This window comes from Microbulbifer sp. VAAF005 (assembly GCF_030012985.1).
GTDB lineage: Bacteria > Pseudomonadota > Gammaproteobacteria > Pseudomonadales > Cellvibrionaceae > Microbulbifer.
Genome location: NZ_CP120233.1, coordinates 3,051,166 through 3,068,333, shown reverse-complemented (window position 1 = coordinate 3,068,333; position 17,168 = coordinate 3,051,166). Strand labels below are relative to the sequence as shown.

The 17,168-nt window shown below is 47.2% G+C and carries 19 protein-coding genes; 16 read left to right on the top strand and 3 right to left on the bottom strand.

All coding sequences use genetic code 11. From position 1 onward, the window contains the following. Nucleotides 1-40: 40 nt before the first annotated feature. Together P0078_RS13625 and P0078_RS13620 are read left to right on the top strand one after the other, a co-directional pair. Nucleotides 41-499 (top strand): hypothetical protein, encoded by a 459-nt coding sequence (locus tag P0078_RS13625; protein ID WP_282930505.1) that lies wholly within the window; start codon nt 41-43, stop codon nt 497-499. Nucleotides 500-512: 13 nt separating this feature from the next. Next, nucleotides 513-725: a hypothetical protein gene (locus tag P0078_RS13620; RefSeq protein ID WP_282930504.1), complete on the top strand. Its 213-nt coding sequence runs from the start codon at nt 513-515 to the stop codon at nt 723-725. A 75-nt stretch (nt 726-800) separates the two neighbouring features. Here the strand turns inward: P0078_RS13620 and yihA are convergent, their stop codons facing one another. Further along, entirely contained in the window at nt 801-1,460 is a 660-nt protein-coding gene (yihA, locus tag P0078_RS13615) for a ribosome biogenesis GTP-binding protein YihA/YsxC (RefSeq protein WP_282930503.1), read from the bottom strand. Between the two features lie 124 nt (nt 1,461-1,584). Here yihA and P0078_RS13610 point away from each other — a divergent pair, with 124 nt between their 5' ends. The 10 genes from P0078_RS13610 to P0078_RS13565 all read left to right on the top strand — a co-directional run bounded on the left by P0078_RS13610 (nt 1,585) and on the right by P0078_RS13565 (nt 11,149). Continuing rightward, nucleotides 1,585-2,259: a c-type cytochrome gene (locus P0078_RS13610; protein ID WP_282930502.1), complete on the top strand. Its 675-nt coding sequence runs from the start codon at nt 1,585-1,587 to the stop codon at nt 2,257-2,259. Between the two features lie 229 nt (nt 2,260-2,488). Continuing rightward, a complete protein-coding gene (locus tag P0078_RS13605; RefSeq protein ID WP_282930501.1) occupies nt 2,489-3,175 on the top strand; it encodes a thiol:disulfide interchange protein DsbA/DsbL in 687 nt (228 codons plus the stop codon). A 123-nt stretch (nt 3,176-3,298) separates the two neighbouring features. Continuing rightward, nucleotides 3,299-4,495: a c-type cytochrome gene (locus P0078_RS13600; protein WP_282930500.1), complete on the top strand. Its 1,197-nt coding sequence runs from the start codon at nt 3,299-3,301 to the stop codon at nt 4,493-4,495. Between the two features lie 44 nt (nt 4,496-4,539). Further along, nucleotides 4,540-5,004, top strand: a complete 465-nt coding sequence (locus tag P0078_RS13595; protein WP_282930499.1) for an ecotin family protein — start codon at nt 4,540-4,542, stop codon at nt 5,002-5,004. Nucleotides 5,005-5,269: 265 nt separating this feature from the next. Continuing rightward, nucleotides 5,270-5,749: a hypothetical protein gene (locus P0078_RS13590; RefSeq protein WP_282930498.1), complete on the top strand. Its 480-nt coding sequence runs from the start codon at nt 5,270-5,272 to the stop codon at nt 5,747-5,749. A 45-nt stretch (nt 5,750-5,794) separates the two neighbouring features. Next, on the top strand, nt 5,795-6,469 hold the full coding sequence (locus P0078_RS13585; RefSeq protein ID WP_282930497.1) for a hypothetical protein: 675 nt from the start codon (nt 5,795-5,797) through the stop codon (nt 6,467-6,469). A 360-nt stretch (nt 6,470-6,829) separates the two neighbouring features. Then, nucleotides 6,830-7,240 (top strand): ACT domain-containing protein, encoded by a 411-nt coding sequence (locus P0078_RS13580; protein WP_282930496.1) that lies wholly within the window; start codon nt 6,830-6,832, stop codon nt 7,238-7,240. A 14-nt stretch (nt 7,241-7,254) separates the two neighbouring features. After that, nucleotides 7,255-8,019 (top strand): hypothetical protein, encoded by a 765-nt coding sequence (locus tag P0078_RS13575; protein ID WP_282930495.1) that lies wholly within the window; start codon nt 7,255-7,257, stop codon nt 8,017-8,019. A gap of 242 nt (nt 8,020-8,261) precedes the next feature. Then, nucleotides 8,262-10,487, top strand: a complete 2,226-nt coding sequence (locus P0078_RS13570; protein WP_282930494.1) for a zinc dependent phospholipase C family protein — start codon at nt 8,262-8,264, stop codon at nt 10,485-10,487. Between the two features lie 20 nt (nt 10,488-10,507). After that, on the top strand, nt 10,508-11,149 hold the full coding sequence (locus P0078_RS13565; protein WP_282930493.1) for a hypothetical protein: 642 nt from the start codon (nt 10,508-10,510) through the stop codon (nt 11,147-11,149). A 162-nt stretch (nt 11,150-11,311) separates the two neighbouring features. Here the strand turns inward: P0078_RS13565 and P0078_RS13560 are convergent. After that, a protein-coding gene (locus P0078_RS13560) for an IS3 family transposase (protein WP_282930492.1) occupies nt 11,312-12,450 on the bottom strand; the annotation gives its coding sequence in 2 pieces (ribosomal slippage) (nt 11,312-12,201 and nt 12,201-12,450; 1,140 coding nt in all). Between the two features lie 231 nt (nt 12,451-12,681). Here P0078_RS13560 and P0078_RS13555 point away from each other — a divergent pair. Next, nucleotides 12,682-14,307 (top strand): M28 family metallopeptidase, encoded by a 1,626-nt coding sequence (locus P0078_RS13555; RefSeq protein WP_282930491.1) that lies wholly within the window; start codon nt 12,682-12,684, stop codon nt 14,305-14,307. A 27-nt stretch (nt 14,308-14,334) separates the two neighbouring features. On the opposite strand, the gene P0078_RS13550 is transcribed toward P0078_RS13555, so the two are convergent. Beyond that, on the bottom strand, nt 14,335-15,054 hold the full coding sequence (locus P0078_RS13550) for a 4'-phosphopantetheinyl transferase family protein (protein WP_282930490.1): 720 nt from the start codon (nt 15,052-15,054) through the stop codon (nt 14,335-14,337). Between the two features lie 355 nt (nt 15,055-15,409). Here P0078_RS13550 and P0078_RS13545 point away from each other — a divergent pair, with 355 nt between their 5' ends. The 3 genes from P0078_RS13545 to P0078_RS13535 are packed head-to-tail and all read left to right on the top strand — an operon-like array spanning nt 15,410 to nt 17,164. Then, complete coding sequence (locus P0078_RS13545; protein WP_282930489.1) at nt 15,410-16,135, top strand: beta-ketoacyl synthase chain length factor; 726 nt, start codon at nt 15,410-15,412, stop codon at nt 16,133-16,135. Continuing rightward, a complete protein-coding gene (locus P0078_RS13540; protein ID WP_282930488.1) occupies nt 16,125-16,910 on the top strand; it encodes a lysophospholipid acyltransferase family protein in 786 nt (261 codons plus the stop codon). Before P0078_RS13545 ends, P0078_RS13540 begins: the two co-directional genes overlap by 11 nt. Continuing rightward, nucleotides 16,907-17,164, top strand: coding sequence for a phosphopantetheine-binding protein (locus P0078_RS13535; RefSeq protein WP_282930487.1), 258 nt, complete (start codon nt 16,907-16,909; stop codon nt 17,162-17,164). Before P0078_RS13540 ends, P0078_RS13535 begins: the two co-directional genes overlap by 4 nt. The last annotated feature ends 4 nt before the right edge of the window (nt 17,165-17,168 follow it).

Here is a 17,168-nt window from a genome sequence, read left to right as displayed (position 1 = left end):
CGCATTATCTTTGGTCTAAATCAAATATGGGGGGTTGTCGGTGAATTTACGTTACTTATGTGCCAACCATCGCCAATGGTTGACTGCTGACACGGATCGTGCGGAAAAGGCATGGCTCGATTGGATTGAGCGCGGCAAGCTTTTGCTTGAAGAGTCCAATGACGCCGAAGCAATACCCTACTTGGGATGTGCCTTCGATCTGGCCAGCTTTCTTTTGGAGAGGCAGTGGCCAACTTATGCTATTTCGGCAACGCGTTTTAGTGAAAGCGCTATCTGGTTAATGGCTGCTTACCGGGAATTGGGCGATGAAAAGCTTCGAAACTACATACTTGCCGGTGCCAGCTCAGTGCTCGCCCGTGAGTTGGGCGACAGCCATAAGCAAAGGGTTGCGGCGGATTGTATCAGCTCACTCTACCCCGGCGAGACACAGCATCAGGTACGCAATTTCTCCACAGCAAGATTATCCGCCTGTATCAATGGCGGAAACAGCTTGCACTGAGGAGTGTGAAAAGATGAGTGCTGATGGCAATTCCCGTCTGCTGACAATTGCCATACACGAAGAAACCCTTGCCGCTCTTCTCGCGCAGAGGTACTTACATGCAGAGGAATTGCATTGTTTAACTCCGGGGGCACGCCGACGGCTGCACCGGGTACTGCTTCGCTCCCTGATCCCCGAACAGAAGCGCAAAGCAGCGGCAACTGGTGTGCCCGGAGTTCACTTTTAGGAATTTCCTCCTGGTGTGAGAAAAATTGAAGTGCTTGTGTTGCTCGGGGGCGCTGCCCCCAGGCTCCCAGCCCGTTTAATCTTCAGTGGGGGCGGCTTCCTCTGGGATTTCCAGCCACTCATTGAGCTTGCGCTCGAGTTTATCCAGGCCTGTTTTTTTGGTCGATGAGAAGATCTGCAGAGTGACCCCGTGATTAAGTCCCTGTTCCTTGAGGGTCTTCTCTACGGCAAAGCGAGTATTGTTGGCTGGACCGTTCTTCAACTTGTCGGCCTTGGTTAGCAGGATGTGCACTGGGAGCTCGGCCTCTACTGCCCAGGTGAGCATATGCAGATCGAACTCCTTGAGGGGCTGGCGAATGTCCATTAGTAACACGAGTCCACGCAGGCACTCTCGCTTCTCAAGGTAGGTGGCCAGATGGCGCTGCCACTCATCTTTCATACTGCGGGCGACCTTGGCAAAGCCATAGCCGGGCAGATCCACCAGGCGCTGCTGGTCGGAGAGGCGAAAGAAGTTGATCAACTGGGTGCGTCCCGGTGTTTTAGAGGTACGCGCCAACTTGTTGTTTTCCGTGAGCGCATTGATAGCACTGGACTTGCCCGCATTGGAGCGACCGGCAAAGGCCACCTCGGCACCAAAGTCTTCCGGACACTCAGTCAGGGTGGGGGCACTGGTGAGAAATTGTATGGAACGGTAGTTCAGTTTTGGTGGTTGGGCTTTAAATTCTGTATTTGACATCGTATAAGTCTGTTTATTCGGTACACTCGCTTGGCGCGCAAGTATATAATGCCGCCGTTTTCGCGTCGCAGGACTATCGGGGGCGGTGCGAAACGCCATCTCTCAGCGCGCAACGGGACGACGTATGAACAGCATTATCAAGAACACTGCACTGGCACTCGGTTTAGTTTTCGGCTTGGGCGCCGTGCCCTTGGCGCTGGCTGCGGGCGACGCTGCTGCGGGCAAGGCAAAAGCCGCTCAATGTGCAGCCTGCCACGGTGCAGACGGTAACAGTATTGCTCCGGCTTTTCCAAAGATTGCCGGACTCGGCGAAAAATATCTGTATAAGCAGCTTAAAGATATTAAAGGTACACCTGACGGTAAAAAGGCCCGCGATGTGCCGCAAATGATCGGTCAGTTGGACAACTTCAACGATCAGGACCTGCAGGATATCGCCGCTTACTTTGCCTCGCAGCCAATGCAGCTGACCGGATCTGAGGCTATTTCCGTGATGCTAAACAACGGTGAGAACGTCGACGGCCTGATGCTTGGACGTAAAATCTACCGCGGTGGCAATATGGAGACTGGTGTTCCCGCCTGTATGGGGTGCCACTCACCTGCTGGACTGGGCAATGCGCCGGCCGGTTACCCTCGTTTGGGTGGTCAGTATCCAGAGTACATCGAAGCCCAGCTGAAAGCATTCCGTGCGGGTACTCGCAACAATGACGGTGAAGTTCGCACTATGCGCACCGTGGCCAAGCAACTCTCCGATGCAGAGATCAAGGCGCTGGCCAACTATATTGCAGGCCTGACTGACTAATAGTCACAGGGTTTGAGTACACTGAGGCCGGTCTGAGACCGGCCTTTTTTGTGTCTGTCGCCTAATCAAAAGACCTCATTACCTGGGCATACTGGGCAGTTTTTGCAGTGTTTCCTTGCGTGAGGGTCTGGGAACTTAAATAATCTGCGTTGTCTATTGTGTCCTCAGTGGCTCGACAGCCCGCCGGCTAACGGCGTTCGCACCACTAAATAAAAGTTGGAGATGACTTATGAGAGCAGTTCTCGCCCCAATCACTATGGTTTTGGCTGTAATGTTCAGTCTCGTTGCCTGCGCCCAGGAGAGTGGCGAGTTTAAAGCGGGCCAGCATTACGAGGTATTGCCACAGGCGGTGCCGCAAAAAAGCACCGACAAGATCGAAGTGACTGAGATGTTCTGGTATGGCTGTGCCCACTGCTACAACTTCGAACCGACCTTAAAGCGCTGGAAAGAAAAGATGCCCAGCGATGTGGCACTGCTGAAGTTGCCAGCTATCTGGCAGCCGGTGATGGATGTTCATGCACGCCTTTTCTACGTTGCTGATGCGATGGGCGTTCTGGAGAAGATGCACACTCCAATTTTTAACACTATCTACAATCAGCGTCAGATGCTGGCTATCCGTGAAGGTCGCAACTGGAAGCCCGATTTGAAAGCTATTGAGGCACTGTTTAACAAACATGGTGAAGATGGTGCCAAAGCTGCGAAGCTGATGAATTCCTTCGCTATCAACAGCAAAGTGAAGCAAGGTATGGCCAATCAGCGCGCTTACAAAATGACCGGTACCCCGGAAGTAGTTGTTGCGGGTAAATACCGTATCAGTTCCTCTTTCCCGGGATATAAAGGTAAGAGCAATGGCCAGGAGCTGATGCTGCAAGTGGCGGATTACCTGATTGCCAAAGAGCGAGCGGATCGCGGCTAAGCTTTCCGATTGAAGAAACCCCGCCTCGAGCGGGGTTTTTTATTTCTACCCTAAGAAAGGTGCCCCGCAATCTGTCGAGAGGCTCCTAACATCGATCAACCTTGCCCGATCCGGAAGCCACTAATGGGATTCAAATGGATTTTACTGTTTACTCTCCTAGCTGGCTTAATCGCACCTGTTTCAGCCCAGAACACGTCAAGCAGCAATACTGTGGCCGCTCAGGCCAGCAATCTTCTCTCCTATATAGCGGTAGACTACGGCGACGCTGTAGAGAACGGGCAGCGACTGGACACTCCTCTGTATGAACTACAGAAGCAACAGGTAGAAGAAGTACTGCGTCTGGTCACTCAACTCCCCGATCGGCCTGGTCGGCAGGGTTTGCAGAAAAGCCTCTCGGGCTTGCGTAAGGCGATTGAGGATAAGGATTCCAGCGCAGAGGTGCGCCGTCGAGCCAATGCAATCGCCGATCGCCTTGCTGCTTTGTATCAGCTGCAGCGGTCACCCAGTTACTCTTTGCCCTCGCCGGGTTTTATGATGCCTGTTTATCAGCAGCGGTGTGCCGTCTGCCACGGTGTCGACGGTGAGGGTAGTAATGAAGGCCCAGCCCTCAATGATCTTGAGAGAATGGCGGGGTTCAGTCTTTATGATCTTTATAACACCCTGGACCCAGAAACTGACTCTATTCACACAGTCGACATTGATGGAGATCTGACCGGCCTACAGCGCTGGGCATTAGCGGTGACTGTCGCTGCTTTTCCAGTGGCGAATCAGTTACCACCCTCTTCCGACTTGGCGACCCGTTATCCCGGGTTACTGGGACTCCCGGGAATGGCGACCACTAAACCGGCGGAACTAGAGCCAACTCTGCAACAAGCATTGATGTGGTGGCGCGGAAACCCCCACCTTGTACGCACTCTGATCCCCCCTCTTATCAGCGCAATTGGCTTGCTGCAGCTGGCGGAGACGGACTATCGAGGAGGAGATATAACAGCGGCATACGGTAAGTTAATGCTGGCTTATCGTGATGGGTATAGGCCGTTACGACAGGAGCTGCTGATTCGTGACAAGGTACTGGTGGAGCAGCTTCAGGTCCAATGGCAGCAATTGCGGGGTGACTTGATTGGTGGTGCCAGTTCTACAGAAGTTATTGCCGCGTTTCAAAATCTGCGGGCGGATCTCAATCTGGCCCACTCCAAGTTGGAGCCACCTGCGATGGGGGAGGAGCGATACCTATGGACTGCCGCTCTGTTTGCTTTGGCAATTGGTTTGGGGGTGCTGCTCTGGTGGGGACTGCGAAGACAAAAGCGAACTAGACTTTAAAAAGTTTTGTCCGCCATTTCCCGGCGCAGTAGTGAGGCCATACCATGTCAAAATTAGTTGCCACTGCCTTCATGTTGTTACTGGCCCTGGATTGCCACAGTTCTGAGCCTCTGGATGCATTTCCAGAGGAGGTTGATGGCAAGTTACGTCACGTTATCAAGCTGCCCAAGGTTGTTGATGAAAGTCGCTTTAGGGTTGAATTGATACCGGGAAAAAGCCAAGTCGCGGAATGCAACTTGCAAAGCTTTAGCGCTCCATTGCGTAAGGACATACTCCCAGGCTGGGGTTACCCCTTTTATGTCCTGTCCGACTTGACCCCGACCACAGATACGCAAAAGGTCTGTGCCCAAGGCAGTGAATCCCGGCGATTTATCACCGTGCGCGGTGATGGCTTGATGCTGCCTTATAGCAGTAAGTTGCCAATGGTTATATATCTGCCACAGGGCGTGCAGTTAAAGTATCGGGTGTGGAGAGCAGACAAGAATTTTTCCGAAGCAAAATCCAGATAGTTGGACTACCGGTAAAAATGACTTGGCATTCTTTTTGTGAATTTGTCGTAAATTTGAATATTTTTAACGTTTAACCTGCCACCGTTGTAAATTGCGTCTAGCCTTACTTTTCGAGGGATGTGAAAAATAGCGCCGAAGCGTTTTTTCATGCCGATAAGTGAGGCTTTAGCCCCGTAATCGGAAAGGAAAATTGGCGACTTCCCCAGTCGTCTTTTGAATAACCCGCCCCCTGTAATGCACTGGGGCCGATACCGTAGGGCTGCGCATGAAGTTTTTGCGTCTTTTACCAAAGCGGCATTTTATCAAGCCGGTTGTTCCATTTGTCACAGCAATTTTCCTAGCGATACCAATGTGGGCCTCGGCGGAGTCCGCCCAGCAAAAGTGGGCGGGAAATTGGTTGGTTGTGAGTGAAGGCGATGATCAATTAGTGTGGCAACTGCATGCCGATGGCTCCGGATATGCCTATGGGTTTAATGCCAAAGGCCTATTGACCCATGGTTTTGCCATTAACTGGCAATTGGATGGTGACCGGGTGCGAGTTAAAACTGGAACCTCGGTGCGCTGTAAGGGCGGGGTTGTATCTGTCGCATTTCGAGATTGGAGCCGTGCCACCCTCCTATTTGCAGTGATTGATGGCCGTCATTGGCTGCAGGCGGGCGGCGGACTTCTGAGCTTTCAGCGTCGGTTGGCTGATTGGCGAACCCCCAAGGCCGGTGCAAGTTGTCCGGATATTGTCAGTCGCTAGCAGCTTACTTCCGTGCGAACGCTATTTAATCCGTGCGTGGAAAAGATGAGTAGTGGGTGGGAATGGATAAAATTCTATCTCTTCCTGCCACTGCTAATTTTTGTCGTAAGTGCAAATGCCAGTGAAGAGAAACGAAAAACACTCAATGAAGGCTGGCATGCAAAATCACGCTACGATGCCAGTCAATGGGTTGGGGCCTGGCTGATTTCCCGCGATGGTGAAGCGCGGCATGTCTGGAGTCTCAAGCCCGATGGCACTGGGAGATCCTACGCTTTTTTAAGGCAAAATGGAGAGATGCAATTCGTATTTGGATACGATATTAATTGGTATTTTGATCCATTTACTCAAATGGCCAATATAAAGACCGGACGCAGAATTATTTGCAAGCGAGGGAAGATTTATCCCTATTTTCTCACTTTAAAATCCTACGAAAGCGATTATGCGGTGAGGGGAAAGTTTGCCTGGCAAACAACATGGACGGAAGTGAGTATTGGACGAAATCGTCTGCATAAATCCTATGTGGTTTTTGTAGCCCCCCTGTCCGCATGGCATGATCCAGATAGAGATTCACCCTGCCCCAAATTTCCCCGTGTGCGCCTGGAAAAGGATATTGATGCGGTGCTGAAGAGCTGGGAGGTTGAACAGGATTCGTCGGAAGTGGATACAACTCCCGCGCCCAATGAACCGGAATTTGATGGTGAAGAGCTGAGAAATCCGTAACTTCTTGCCGTCATTGGGTCAATTTCTCTTAATAAGAATTAATCCCATCAATATATTTTTAACTATCCACCACCTAAAATCTGACTTCTTGAAACTTCAGGAAAATTCTTAAAAATATTTAGTTATTAAACAGCTAACCCTGTTAGGAAAATAATTCTAAAAAAATGCGTGATCTTGCTTTTTCCAAATTAAAATATCCTGCCGGGTAATAGATATCCCGCGAAAAGTAGTTTTAGAATTGGACTACTTTCACCTGAAGTACAGGTATTAATCAGCAAGATTGATCCAAAAACAGTGCGATTGTATAGAAGCCGGTCGTATTCATCAGGCTGGAGAAAACTTCCAGACGGCAATGAAAGCATGAAAGCTGATCTATCCATAGTGAGAGCATTGAGAACTTTGTATCCCAAGCTGCACGATGAAATCTATGTATTTTGTCAGGTTTCAGATAATCGGTTTACAGATATTTTGTCAGAGAGTTTGTGTTTCTTCCGAGAAGGTGAGGGAATGAGTGTGATACTGCCTCAACGTTCGGCTCGGCAATTAGATATTGCTGCAAGCGCCCCATTTCGCCAAATCACTTTGCAGATCCTGGCTAGCCTTGATGCGGTGCGGGTTATTCCTGTGGTTGCCCAGGAATTAATGGAGGCTGGAATAGATACCAGCGTGGTTTCCACACTACACTGTGACCACATTTTTGTCCCTGATGAGCGCGCGGAATTTGCAGTAAAAATTCTGCGCGGTATTCGAAATCGAGTTCAATATAGCTGATATGTAGCCTGCCAGTGCGTATCAACTACCCCCCCACAGAGCCCCATGGCGAGATTCGCCAGTTGTTACCTAATTTTTTTTATGTTCCCGGAACTATCAAACTAGCGCCGGGGGTGACTATCAATCGCAATATGGGAATCGCTCGCTGGCAGGATCACCTTACCTTGATTAATCCCATCAGATTGCGTCCACAGCAGGAGGAAAAGTTAAAAGACCTCGGGCGAGTGAGTCACGCGATACGGCTCGGCTATCACCATGGACGTGATGATCTCTACTACAGAGATCACTTTGATCTTACCTTTTGGACACAGCGCGGCTCAGATTTTTATCCGCCAAAAGCAGATAAGGTGTTGCGACAGGAGGATGTTTGTCCAATACCGGGGGGACGCTTTATTGTCTTCTCCCAAAGTCGGTTTCCAGAGGCCGTATTGTGGCTCCCGTTTAGTGGCGGACTACTGGTCAGTTGTGATGCTTTGCAGTATTGGCAGTCATGGCACGGATGTACTTGGTTTGGGAAAAACCTGCTGAGGTTTTCTGGTATCCGTCGAGGAATGCAGATAGCTCCCTCTTGGAGAGCAAGGATGGTACCAAGTGATAAAAATCCTGGGCTGTGGTTGAAGTACGACTTCGAACAAATCCTAAGGCAGCCGTTTTTGCACTTTCTTGCGGCCCATGGAGATTTCTGTGCGGATAATGCCTACGAGAAAGTAGTTTATGCGGTTGGGAGGGCGTTCCCTAATATGAGAGTGCCGCATAAAATAAATAACAAGGTTATATGAAGATAATGATGTAGGTATTGTTTTTGATTAGGTTATTTAATCTATACAATTAGATTTTTATTATAAGCTGAGCATCTATGTATACATCGGTGTTTTGGATAAATGCTATTATCCTTTCGTTAAGAGCGAGGTTAGTTTTTATTATCTTTCCAAGTGTATTATAATCTCGCGGGGTAAATATTTTGGGGCTTTCCCTCTACTTTTAGTTTGATTCTATTTTTTATACAAGGGAATTATTATAAATGTTGCATGGACTGAAAAAGTTTGGGGGGCAGTTAAGCTTCCTTTTGCTAGGATTGATGGTGACAAATAATGGGTGGGCATTTAAATTAAAAAGTCATGTTTTCGTTGGGCAGCAGGTTATTAATGACCTTGCAGATGATGGAAATTTGACCTTTGAAATCAATAATAATTTTTATGATATCCCTGTATCAGAAGAGGTTTCTTCGGCAATTCTGGAGAATCAATCTGCATATCTTTTTGGAAATATTGGGCCAGATGCTGCTCCGGATTTTGTGGTAGGGCAGACGAGTGTACATCCTGGAGCATTAGGAAAAAATGAAGCTGGGGATGTGATTGAAGAGTTAGACTCTAGCCGGTATCACACTGATGATTGGTTGAAATACTTATTAACCAAGAAAGAAATATCTAATAAAGCACGTGCCTATATATATGGTTACTTGAGTCATGCATCAGCAGATGTATTTGCACATACATATGTTAACCAGTACTCAGGGGATATTTTTGAACTTGGTGATGGCGAACAATTAAATGAAAAACGCCATATAGCGCTGGAATCGTACATAGATTCAAAGGTGCCCGTCTTACGTGATTACCAGGGAATTGCGCTGGGAGCGCCCTATCAAAGGATTAATCTCGAGGATGATGATCTATTTGAGTTTCTCCGGGATGAGCTAATTTATGCCGATATTCCAACGGAGCAATATGCTAAAAACTCTTACGCTTTACATTTAGTTGCAATCTCAAATTTAAGAGAACAATTGCGAAAGCAGGCAAATGATGAGTATGGTTATTGGCATGCCATTGATGTTTGGGTGTTACAATTGGTAGCCAAAATAAAATATGACATCGATGTCTCTGACGAGTTAGCTAGTGATTTAGTAGATATTGGTAACGTTCTTATAGATGAGGTCAATGTCGGAGTTGATCAGATTCAGTCTATAAGTGATAAATTGCTGGGTTATAGGAGTGACTTTGAGAATTTTGGCTTTGACTCCGTGACCTCTGCAATGGATAAACTGCAGTCTTCACAAGATAGCCTGACAGATAAAAGACAGGAACTGGAAAAAGCTGTACTGGATTGGCGCACTGATTTGGCTGTTAATGGCTGTGAATATGCTATTGATACGATAGATCCTGCAGGGATATTAGAAACTGCAATTGAATTAGATCCATTTGCAGGTTTGTTAGGGATTGACGGAGTTGAGGATGCTATTGAATGGTCTATTGACCCACTAGGTATTTTAGATATCTTTGGGGATGATGATCCCTATGTGTACACGATAGGGGAGGAGAATATTTCTGCTTCTGATCTATACTCTGATTATGCTTTGGATTGGGCTCGAGAATCAGGAAGATCAAGGGTTTTGAGTGATTTCATTTATAATTCACCAGGATTTACACCGGAAGATATAGCTGCAATTCTGAATGATGAAACTACAGAGTTTGCTGATTATGCATCCCCTTATCATCGAGAAGTAGTGGATAGTCTTGTCGAAATGATCCGGGATTCGATTATTCCGCCTTTTATTTTGATTGGAGCCGGAGATGTTCTGTCGCCCATTCTAATAAACACTACAGAGTATAATTGGAGTGTTAAATTTTCTGATGGAATAATTACTTCGATATTGGTTACTGAATCAGAATCTGGCAAAGAAGTTATTTCGATAAACTCTAATAAAATATCATCTGACGATGGCGGTCTTTGTGAGGATTTAAGTAAGGCTGTTAATGCTGCAGATTATGCATTGCTGAATGCTATTCATGAACTTGAAGACGATGTAAATCAACAGGCTCAACAAAATATAGACGATGCTAAAGCAGCTTATGAAAAGCTGAAAGAAGTTGAAGACAATTTGAATGCGACAGTCAATGCTTTAATTGATCTTTGGCAGCTTTTAGAAAGTGATATGAGCCCAATTCAGTCCGTCTTTTCAATGTGGCAGAGCAGTGTTGATACAGCCATGACTGAATATACGCGTACTACAGCTACCATGATGGTTAATACCATGGATGAAAGTGCCAGCAGTGTAGATCCTCTTGCGGATTGGGTGGCGTGTTATGGGCCAACTTTAATTGGAGTACCGTCTCAAGCTTGTGAAGTTTGGCAGAATGTTAACGGTATGGTGGATGCGTTATCCGATGTTTTAAGTATTCTCGATAATGCACCGATACCTGTAGATCTACGAGTTGCACGGGAGGCACTAAGGGGGAAATCGATGGGCTAAAAGATGGAGCTAAAGAGCTATTGATTGAAGAGGCTACGGATGTAGTGCCTGAAGAATATCAAGAGCTACTTGAACTTCTTGATAGTCCCATGACCAGTGATGGGTTGAATAGTTGGTACACCACTGCTGAGTCAGGTGCTGAGCATTTGGTTAAGATTCCAGATATGGCCTATCGAGTCACTGCTGAGATGCGTCTGGATAGCAATGGTGATTACAGCGTGACGGATTACCCTGTAGTAGCAAATGCGATTACTTTGGCAAAACTAGCATTGTTGGATAGAGACGGCTTGATCACATTGGCTGAAACCCAGGGCCTTGATGAGTCTATCTTGGACGAAATGAGTGTTGATAATCTAGTAGCTGATGCCTTCAAGAGTATTGATGGAAATCATCAGTGGATGATGTTTGCCCCGGCATTACCACGGGCTATTGGTAGTGAAGATAAATATCGCTTTTGCGATTCTTACGCCTCCGATAGTGGTTTTGCACTATGGAATGATGAGAGTGCGAGAGTGTCACTATTCAATGGTCTGTTTAAGGGGCCGCTAACGGCTGGGGTCACTAACCCCACAATTATTGGCTATGACTGGATTCTTGATGCTGGCTCCGCATACACCACTGTGGATGAAAATTTCCCTGTGGCGGAATGCATATTACCTTAAGTAAGAGTCAGTAACGGCGACCAGAAATATAATTAAAAAATGCCGTTTTATCATTACTGTGGCCCCAGATTGCATTTTGTGTGTCTTGGGGCCATATTTTTACTTTCAAGCTTGTAGAACCCCATGTCTAATTGTTGTGGTCAACTCCAACCGGACACTTTCCTAAGCACATTTTTCAAATTCGATAGGGGTTACGTCCCCCAGTGTTGTATGTATTCTGCGTGAATTGTAATACGCAATATAGGCCCTCACGTCTGTTATCGCACCCTCCCTTGTCGGATAGAGGTTTCCTGTTAACCATTCCCGCTTCAGGCTACTAAAAAAACGCTCAGTAGGTGCATTGTCCCAACAATTTCCCTTGCGGCTCATTGAGCACACCATTCCATGCTGCTTTAGTAGCGCTTGGTAGCTATGGCTGGCATACTGGCTACCTCGATCAGAGTGATGCAGCAGACCTTTTGTTGGGGTGCGCAAATTGATAGCCATAACCAGTGCACGACTTGCCAGGGCCGTCTCCATCTGGCGGTCTAAGTGCCAGCCAACAATCCGGCGTGAATAAAGATCAATTACCACTGCTAGGTATAACCAACCCTGCAAAGTCCAGATGTAGGTAATATCCGTAGTCCAAACTTGATTTTTAGCACTCGGTGAGAAATCCCTATTTAGAAGATTCTCAGCAACTGGCAGTTGGTGCTTGCTATTTGTGGTTAGTGTAAATCGCTTCTTCTGTTTTACTACCAAGCCGAGCTTTTTCATGAGTTTGCGGACTCGATAACGCCCAATTTCAAAGCCTTCTTTGCGCAACAGCTTCATTAACCGACGGCTTCCGAGACTCTCACGAGATTCTGCAAATAAGGCCTTCAATCGATGGCATAGTTGCCAAATCTGGCCATCTATTGGGCTATCACTACGACGACACCATTCGTAATAGCTGCTCTTATTTACTTGCATTACTCGGCAGAGCACTCTAACTGGAAAGCTACCTTGCTGCTTTTTAATAAATTCGTACTTTATTTCATTTCTTTCGCAAAGAAGGCGCTGGCCTTTTTTAGGATTTCCTTCTCCATCCGCAATTGCTTTACTTCACGTCGCAGTTGATCCAGTTCAGCTCGTTCGCCCGAATCCAACCTTACTCCGTTCTCTTCCTGCTCCAGCTCCTTTATCCAGCGTCGCAGATTGTTAGCAGTGGTTCCTACAGCCTCTGCGGCCTTGGAAATCGAATACCCTTGTTCTGAGACAAGAGCTACGGCGTCTTTCTTGAACTCCGGCTTGAATTTCCGGCGTGTACCTTTTGTTGTCATACTTCACCTCGCTAGGTAGTTTTACCATCTTAACGAAGTGTCCGGAAGGATTAGACCACTACAAATGGGGGGCTTGCTAGAAAAGCACTCACTAAATCCCGTCGGAGATTGCCCTAGATCGTGGTAAGATGGGCCATTGCTCGACAGTCTAAGTGTAACTTAAGTGTTGCAATTCCATACGACCTGTCCATACGAACAGTCACGCTTTTTTCCTGAGAAGTAATACTCCCCATGAGAATTAAGAGTTTATTGGGTGCCTTGATTATGGCACTTCTGGTTGCTTGCACCAGCTCAAGCTTTGAGAACACTGGTCCCACAGCAGATAAAGATTACATTCGCCGGGATATTAATTTCCTCGCCTCAGCAGAGTTGGAGGGGCGTGATACTGGTAGTGAAGGCTATCTCCAAGCGGCACAGTATGTGGCTGGCCAATTTAAAAAGATGGGGCTGATTCCAGCAGGGGAGCAAGGTTACTTCCAGGAAGTGCCTTTTCGCAGTGCCAGTTGGGATGGGAGTGATCCTGAATTTGTCTTAGAGGGCCAGAACGATGAAATCGCCATGCAATTTGGCGAGGACTTTCTAGCATCGCCCTCCGCACTGAGTGAGCGCTCGCAGATCAATGCCGAGTTGGTATTTGTCGGTTACGGTATTGAGGCTCCGGATTTTGGCATTAATGACTATCACGGCCTGGATGTACAGGGAAAGATTGTCGTTGTGTTAGCTGGCCGGCCGCAGAGCTTGCCCAGTGAAGTGGGGGCTCACCACTCCTCTCCTCGCACCAAACGCCAGGTTGCAGCAAAACATGGCGCTGTGGGTTTTGTTCGCCTTTATACACCTGAGCGGGAGAAACGCCGCCCATTTGACTACTATGCGAAGCACCGTTTTGATGACACTTTTGACTGGGTGAAAAAGACTGGTATGCCCGGTAGTGCAATCCCGGGGATGCACCCGGGAGTTATGTTGAGCATCGCTGCAGGCGGCAAGCTGTTTGATGGCGCTGAGCGCAGTCTTGAAAGTATTTTTGCCGATATTGAGCAAGGAATAACTCCAGAAGGCTTCCCCCTTAGTTACCGTGCAAAAATGAGCAGCAGCTCTAACCACAAGCGCGTAACCAGCCCGAATGTAGTGGCCGTTTTACCGGGAAGTGATCCACTCCTGAAAGATGAATATGTTGTTTTTTCCGCACACCTGGATCATGTTGGAAAGAAAGAGGACGGCGAGATTTACTACGGTGCCCAGGATAACGCTGCCGGTATCGCGGTGATGTTGGAAACCGCACGTCTTTTTGTTGAATCCGGGCAAAATCCTCGAAGATCACTGCTGTTCGTTGCTGTTACCGCAGAGGAAAAAGGTTTGCTGGGATCGGATTATTTTGCCGAGTACCCCACGGTGCCACTGGAATCGATCGTAGCCAATATCAACCTTGATATGCCCATGCTGCTCTATCCATTCCGCGATATTATTGCTTTCGGTGCTGAACATTCATCTTTGGGGCGAGTTGCGGAGGAGGCTGCAAACCGTTCCGGGCTTAAACTCAGTCCCGATCCCATGCCGGAGGAAGTTATCTTCGTGCGCAGTGACCACTACAATTTTGTCCGTCGCGGAGTGCCCTCAATCTACTTGATTACCGGAAGGGAGGCAAAAGACCCCAGTGTGGATGGTACTGCTGCACAGATGGGTTTCTTCCGCGAGCGCTACCACAAGCCAGGGGATGCTGCGGACGAGCAGATTAATTATGAGGCGGCTGAGCAATTTACCCAGGTAAATTACCTGATTGCCCGGCAAGTTGCCGATGCAGACAGGCAACCATACTGGTACGACGGTGATTTCTTTGGGGATTTATTTTCCAGGGAGTGAGCGGCTTGAACACCCTGGGAGCAAGCCCTAACTGAAACCATTGATTGGCTTCAGGATAGTACTTTTGCTTGTTCTTTCGCAGTGGCTAGCTCTAAATGTGCCTATTGGGGTTACGACAGAGCTGGCTTGATTGTGTTTAACCGCAAGGCTTAGGTAGGCTCCAGGCCTCGGCTGTCCTGTCCACAATAGGTAATTCTTGTACGGATGGTTCAATTGCTGAGGTCGGTTAATTACAGGAGCTGAGGCCAGCAGCTGCCCCAAATCGACACCAGAACATTTAGCTAATGCTTCTTTGGCGGTCCATTTAGTGAGGAAACAAGCAGCTACTTGCGATGTCGGGAGCGAGTTTAGTTCGGTTATCTCCGCCTTGTGGAAGTATTGCTTAGCCATGGCCAACCAATTCCTTTGGTGGGACTCATTTTCGCAATCAATACCTACTGGAGTTTCCGCTATTGCTACGGCAACAAAGTCATCGGAATGGCTTATGGAAATATGACAAAGGGGTTTTCCTCTAACCATAGCAATGGTCGGTGCTTCAGCCTCAACTGTAATTTCCCAAGGTGAATACTCGTATTGCTCCGCAATTAAAGTGCGCAGTAATATTCGCCCGGCCAGGAACTGGGCTCGGCGTTTAATACTGTGTATTTTCTCCAGCCGTGAGAGCTCAGTGCTTCCCAGCAGGTGAATGGAATCTCCCTGCCAGTTTCCTGACCAGCTATTGAAGGAAGAGCAGGTAAAGTAAGGCATTTGATAACCCCTAAGAATTTGTTCTCTTTGGAAGAGATGGAATCTGGTCGACTTAAAAAACCTTCACTTTAACGGCTGGGGGGCTGTGCAATACAAGTTTCCATGGCAAATGTGTACCATGGTACGAGAGAATAAGTGGTCGGAAAAGCCCGTGTATTTCACTGTAATCTAAGGCTGCACTTCGACCTATAATTCAGCGCTTTTACTGGCGGCTATTGGTCATTTTGTGTACCATTCCCGCCCTGTCTCTGGTCGCGCAATACCTATTAGCCAATTAAAAATAATGGTGGGAAAGGCCAGCTTCAGCTTTTTGATTTTGGGGGATGGAGCTTTGCTCCAGAATTAATGTTTGGTTATGGAATTTGTTGTCAGTAAATGGCGAGCATGGTGCTCGGGAATATCAGATCAATCGGATTGGCAGGGTTGGCGTAGAGGAGAAAAGCAGCTTGGTGGAAGTAGCCAGGCGGATGTGTCTTTTCTTCCTGCAATGCAGCGCCGTCGTTTGAGTCCGCTAGCCAAAGCCGTTTTTAATACCGCTTTTCCGCTATTACAGCAGGAAGATATTCCTTTATTGCTTTGCTCAGTGCATGGCGAAGCAATGAGGACTTATTCATTGCTACAAGGCGTTGCAGCAAGTGAAGACCTATCGCCAACTGCATTTGGACTTTCTGTACACAACGCAATTGCAGGACAGTTCTCTATTGCCTGTAAAACCAGGTCTCCAGCAATTGCGCTAGCAGGAGGAGATTTTCCTATACTTTCAGGGTTTATAGAGTCTTTTGGTCTTCTTCAGGAAGGCGTTGAGGAATTGCTTTTAGTGTTCTGTGAAGAAACACTGCCTGAGATGTACCATTCCAGCGCTGAGAGCTCAACATATATTTGTGCAACTGCTCTACGCCTGGCAAAACATAAATCTAGTGATACTGATACAAAACTATCATTGACTGCCAGTAAGTGTGCGAGAGCTGAGTCGGTATTTATTGAGCCTGATTACCAGCTTCCTTTAATTAGATCTTTGATCGATGGAGAGGGGCGTATATCAGTTGCCGAAGGATGGGAGCTACAGATCAATGCCTGTTAACCTTCTACCGTCAAAGAAAAAAGACAAGTATTGGCTAAGGTTGGTTGCTACGGCGATAGCATTTAGCCTGTTCGGTATTGGTGGATTGATACTGCGGTTTGTTCTGTTCCCACCATTAAAGGTGATCTATCGGGACACAGAAGTTCGAAAATGCAAGGCTCGTTTGTGTATCCACAACACTTTTCGATTGTTTATTGGCTTTATGCATATCACGGGTATCTATACTTATCAATTTCGTGATGAACAAAAGTTAGCTAAACCAGGCCAATTGATATTGGCAAATCATCCATCGCTTATTGATGTGGTATTTCTAATATCCCGAATACCGAATGCCAACTGTATTGTAAAAGCCAGTTTATTTAGAAACCCGTTTATGCGCGGCGCGGTAATGACTGCAGGCTATATACCTAATGATGACCCGGAACAGATTATCGAACTGGCTTCGAAATCACTACAAAAAGGGGAATCAGTAGTTCTCTTTCCAGAGGGAACTCGCTCTGTACCAGGACAACCGTTTAGGTTTCAGCGTGGGGCAGCCTACATGGCGTTACGCTCCGGGGTGACCCCAACTCTGGTAACAATACGGTGTAATCCACCGATGCTGATGAAAAATATTCCTTGGTACAGTATTCCTCTGAGTCGACCACATTTTCAATTTGATGTGAATGAATCAGAGAGTTTTATTCAAGTAAAAGAAAAAGATGAAACACCACAAGTAGCCCGAGAGGTTACTCAAGAATTAAAAGCATTTTTTACCGAGGAGTGTGCTGCGTGAAAGAGTTAGTTGAAGAGCTTAAAGTTCTGATTATTGATGTATTAAATCTGGAAGATATTACTCCAGAAGAAATCGTAGCAGATGAGCCCCTTTTTGGAGAGGGCCTGGGGCTGGATTCTATTGATGCACTAGAGTTAGGTCTTGCTCTGCAGAAAAAATACAACATATCAATAGATGCAGAAAGTGAAGATACAAAATCGCATTTTGCTAATGTGAATAGCCTGGCAAATTTTGTCAGCAGCAGCTGCGCATAATAGA

Bases quoted from the DNA above. Each gene is read 5' to 3' on its own strand.
- P0078_RS13610 (WP_282930502.1), top strand. From the start codon at position 1,585: ATGAACAGCATTATCAAGAACACTGCACTGGCACTCGGTTTAGTTTTC.
- P0078_RS13540 (WP_282930488.1), top strand. From the start codon at position 16,125: ATGCCTGTTAACCTTCTACCGTCAAAGAAAAAAGACAAGTATTGGCTA.
- yihA (WP_282930503.1), bottom strand. From the start codon at position 1,460: ATGTCAAATACAGAATTTAAAGCCCAACCACCAAAACTGAACTACCGT.
- P0078_RS13600 (WP_282930500.1), top strand. From the start codon at position 3,299: ATGGGATTCAAATGGATTTTACTGTTTACTCTCCTAGCTGGCTTAATC.
- P0078_RS13620 (WP_282930504.1), top strand. From the start codon at position 513: ATGAGTGCTGATGGCAATTCCCGTCTGCTGACAATTGCCATACACGAA.
- P0078_RS13555 (WP_282930491.1), top strand. From the start codon at position 12,682: ATGAGAATTAAGAGTTTATTGGGTGCCTTGATTATGGCACTTCTGGTT.
- P0078_RS13585 (WP_282930497.1), top strand. From the start codon at position 5,795: ATGAGTAGTGGGTGGGAATGGATAAAATTCTATCTCTTCCTGCCACTG.
- P0078_RS13605 (WP_282930501.1), top strand. From the start codon at position 2,489: ATGAGAGCAGTTCTCGCCCCAATCACTATGGTTTTGGCTGTAATGTTC.
- P0078_RS13580 (WP_282930496.1), top strand. From the start codon at position 6,830: ATGAAAGCTGATCTATCCATAGTGAGAGCATTGAGAACTTTGTATCCC.
- P0078_RS13595 (WP_282930499.1), top strand. From the start codon at position 4,540: ATGTCAAAATTAGTTGCCACTGCCTTCATGTTGTTACTGGCCCTGGAT.
- P0078_RS13545 (WP_282930489.1), top strand. From the start codon at position 15,410: ATGGAATTTGTTGTCAGTAAATGGCGAGCATGGTGCTCGGGAATATCA.
- P0078_RS13550 (WP_282930490.1), bottom strand. From the start codon at position 15,054: ATGCCTTACTTTACCTGCTCTTCCTTCAATAGCTGGTCAGGAAACTGG.
- P0078_RS13590 (WP_282930498.1), top strand. From the start codon at position 5,270: ATGAAGTTTTTGCGTCTTTTACCAAAGCGGCATTTTATCAAGCCGGTT.
- P0078_RS13570 (WP_282930494.1), top strand. From the start codon at position 8,262: ATGTTGCATGGACTGAAAAAGTTTGGGGGGCAGTTAAGCTTCCTTTTG.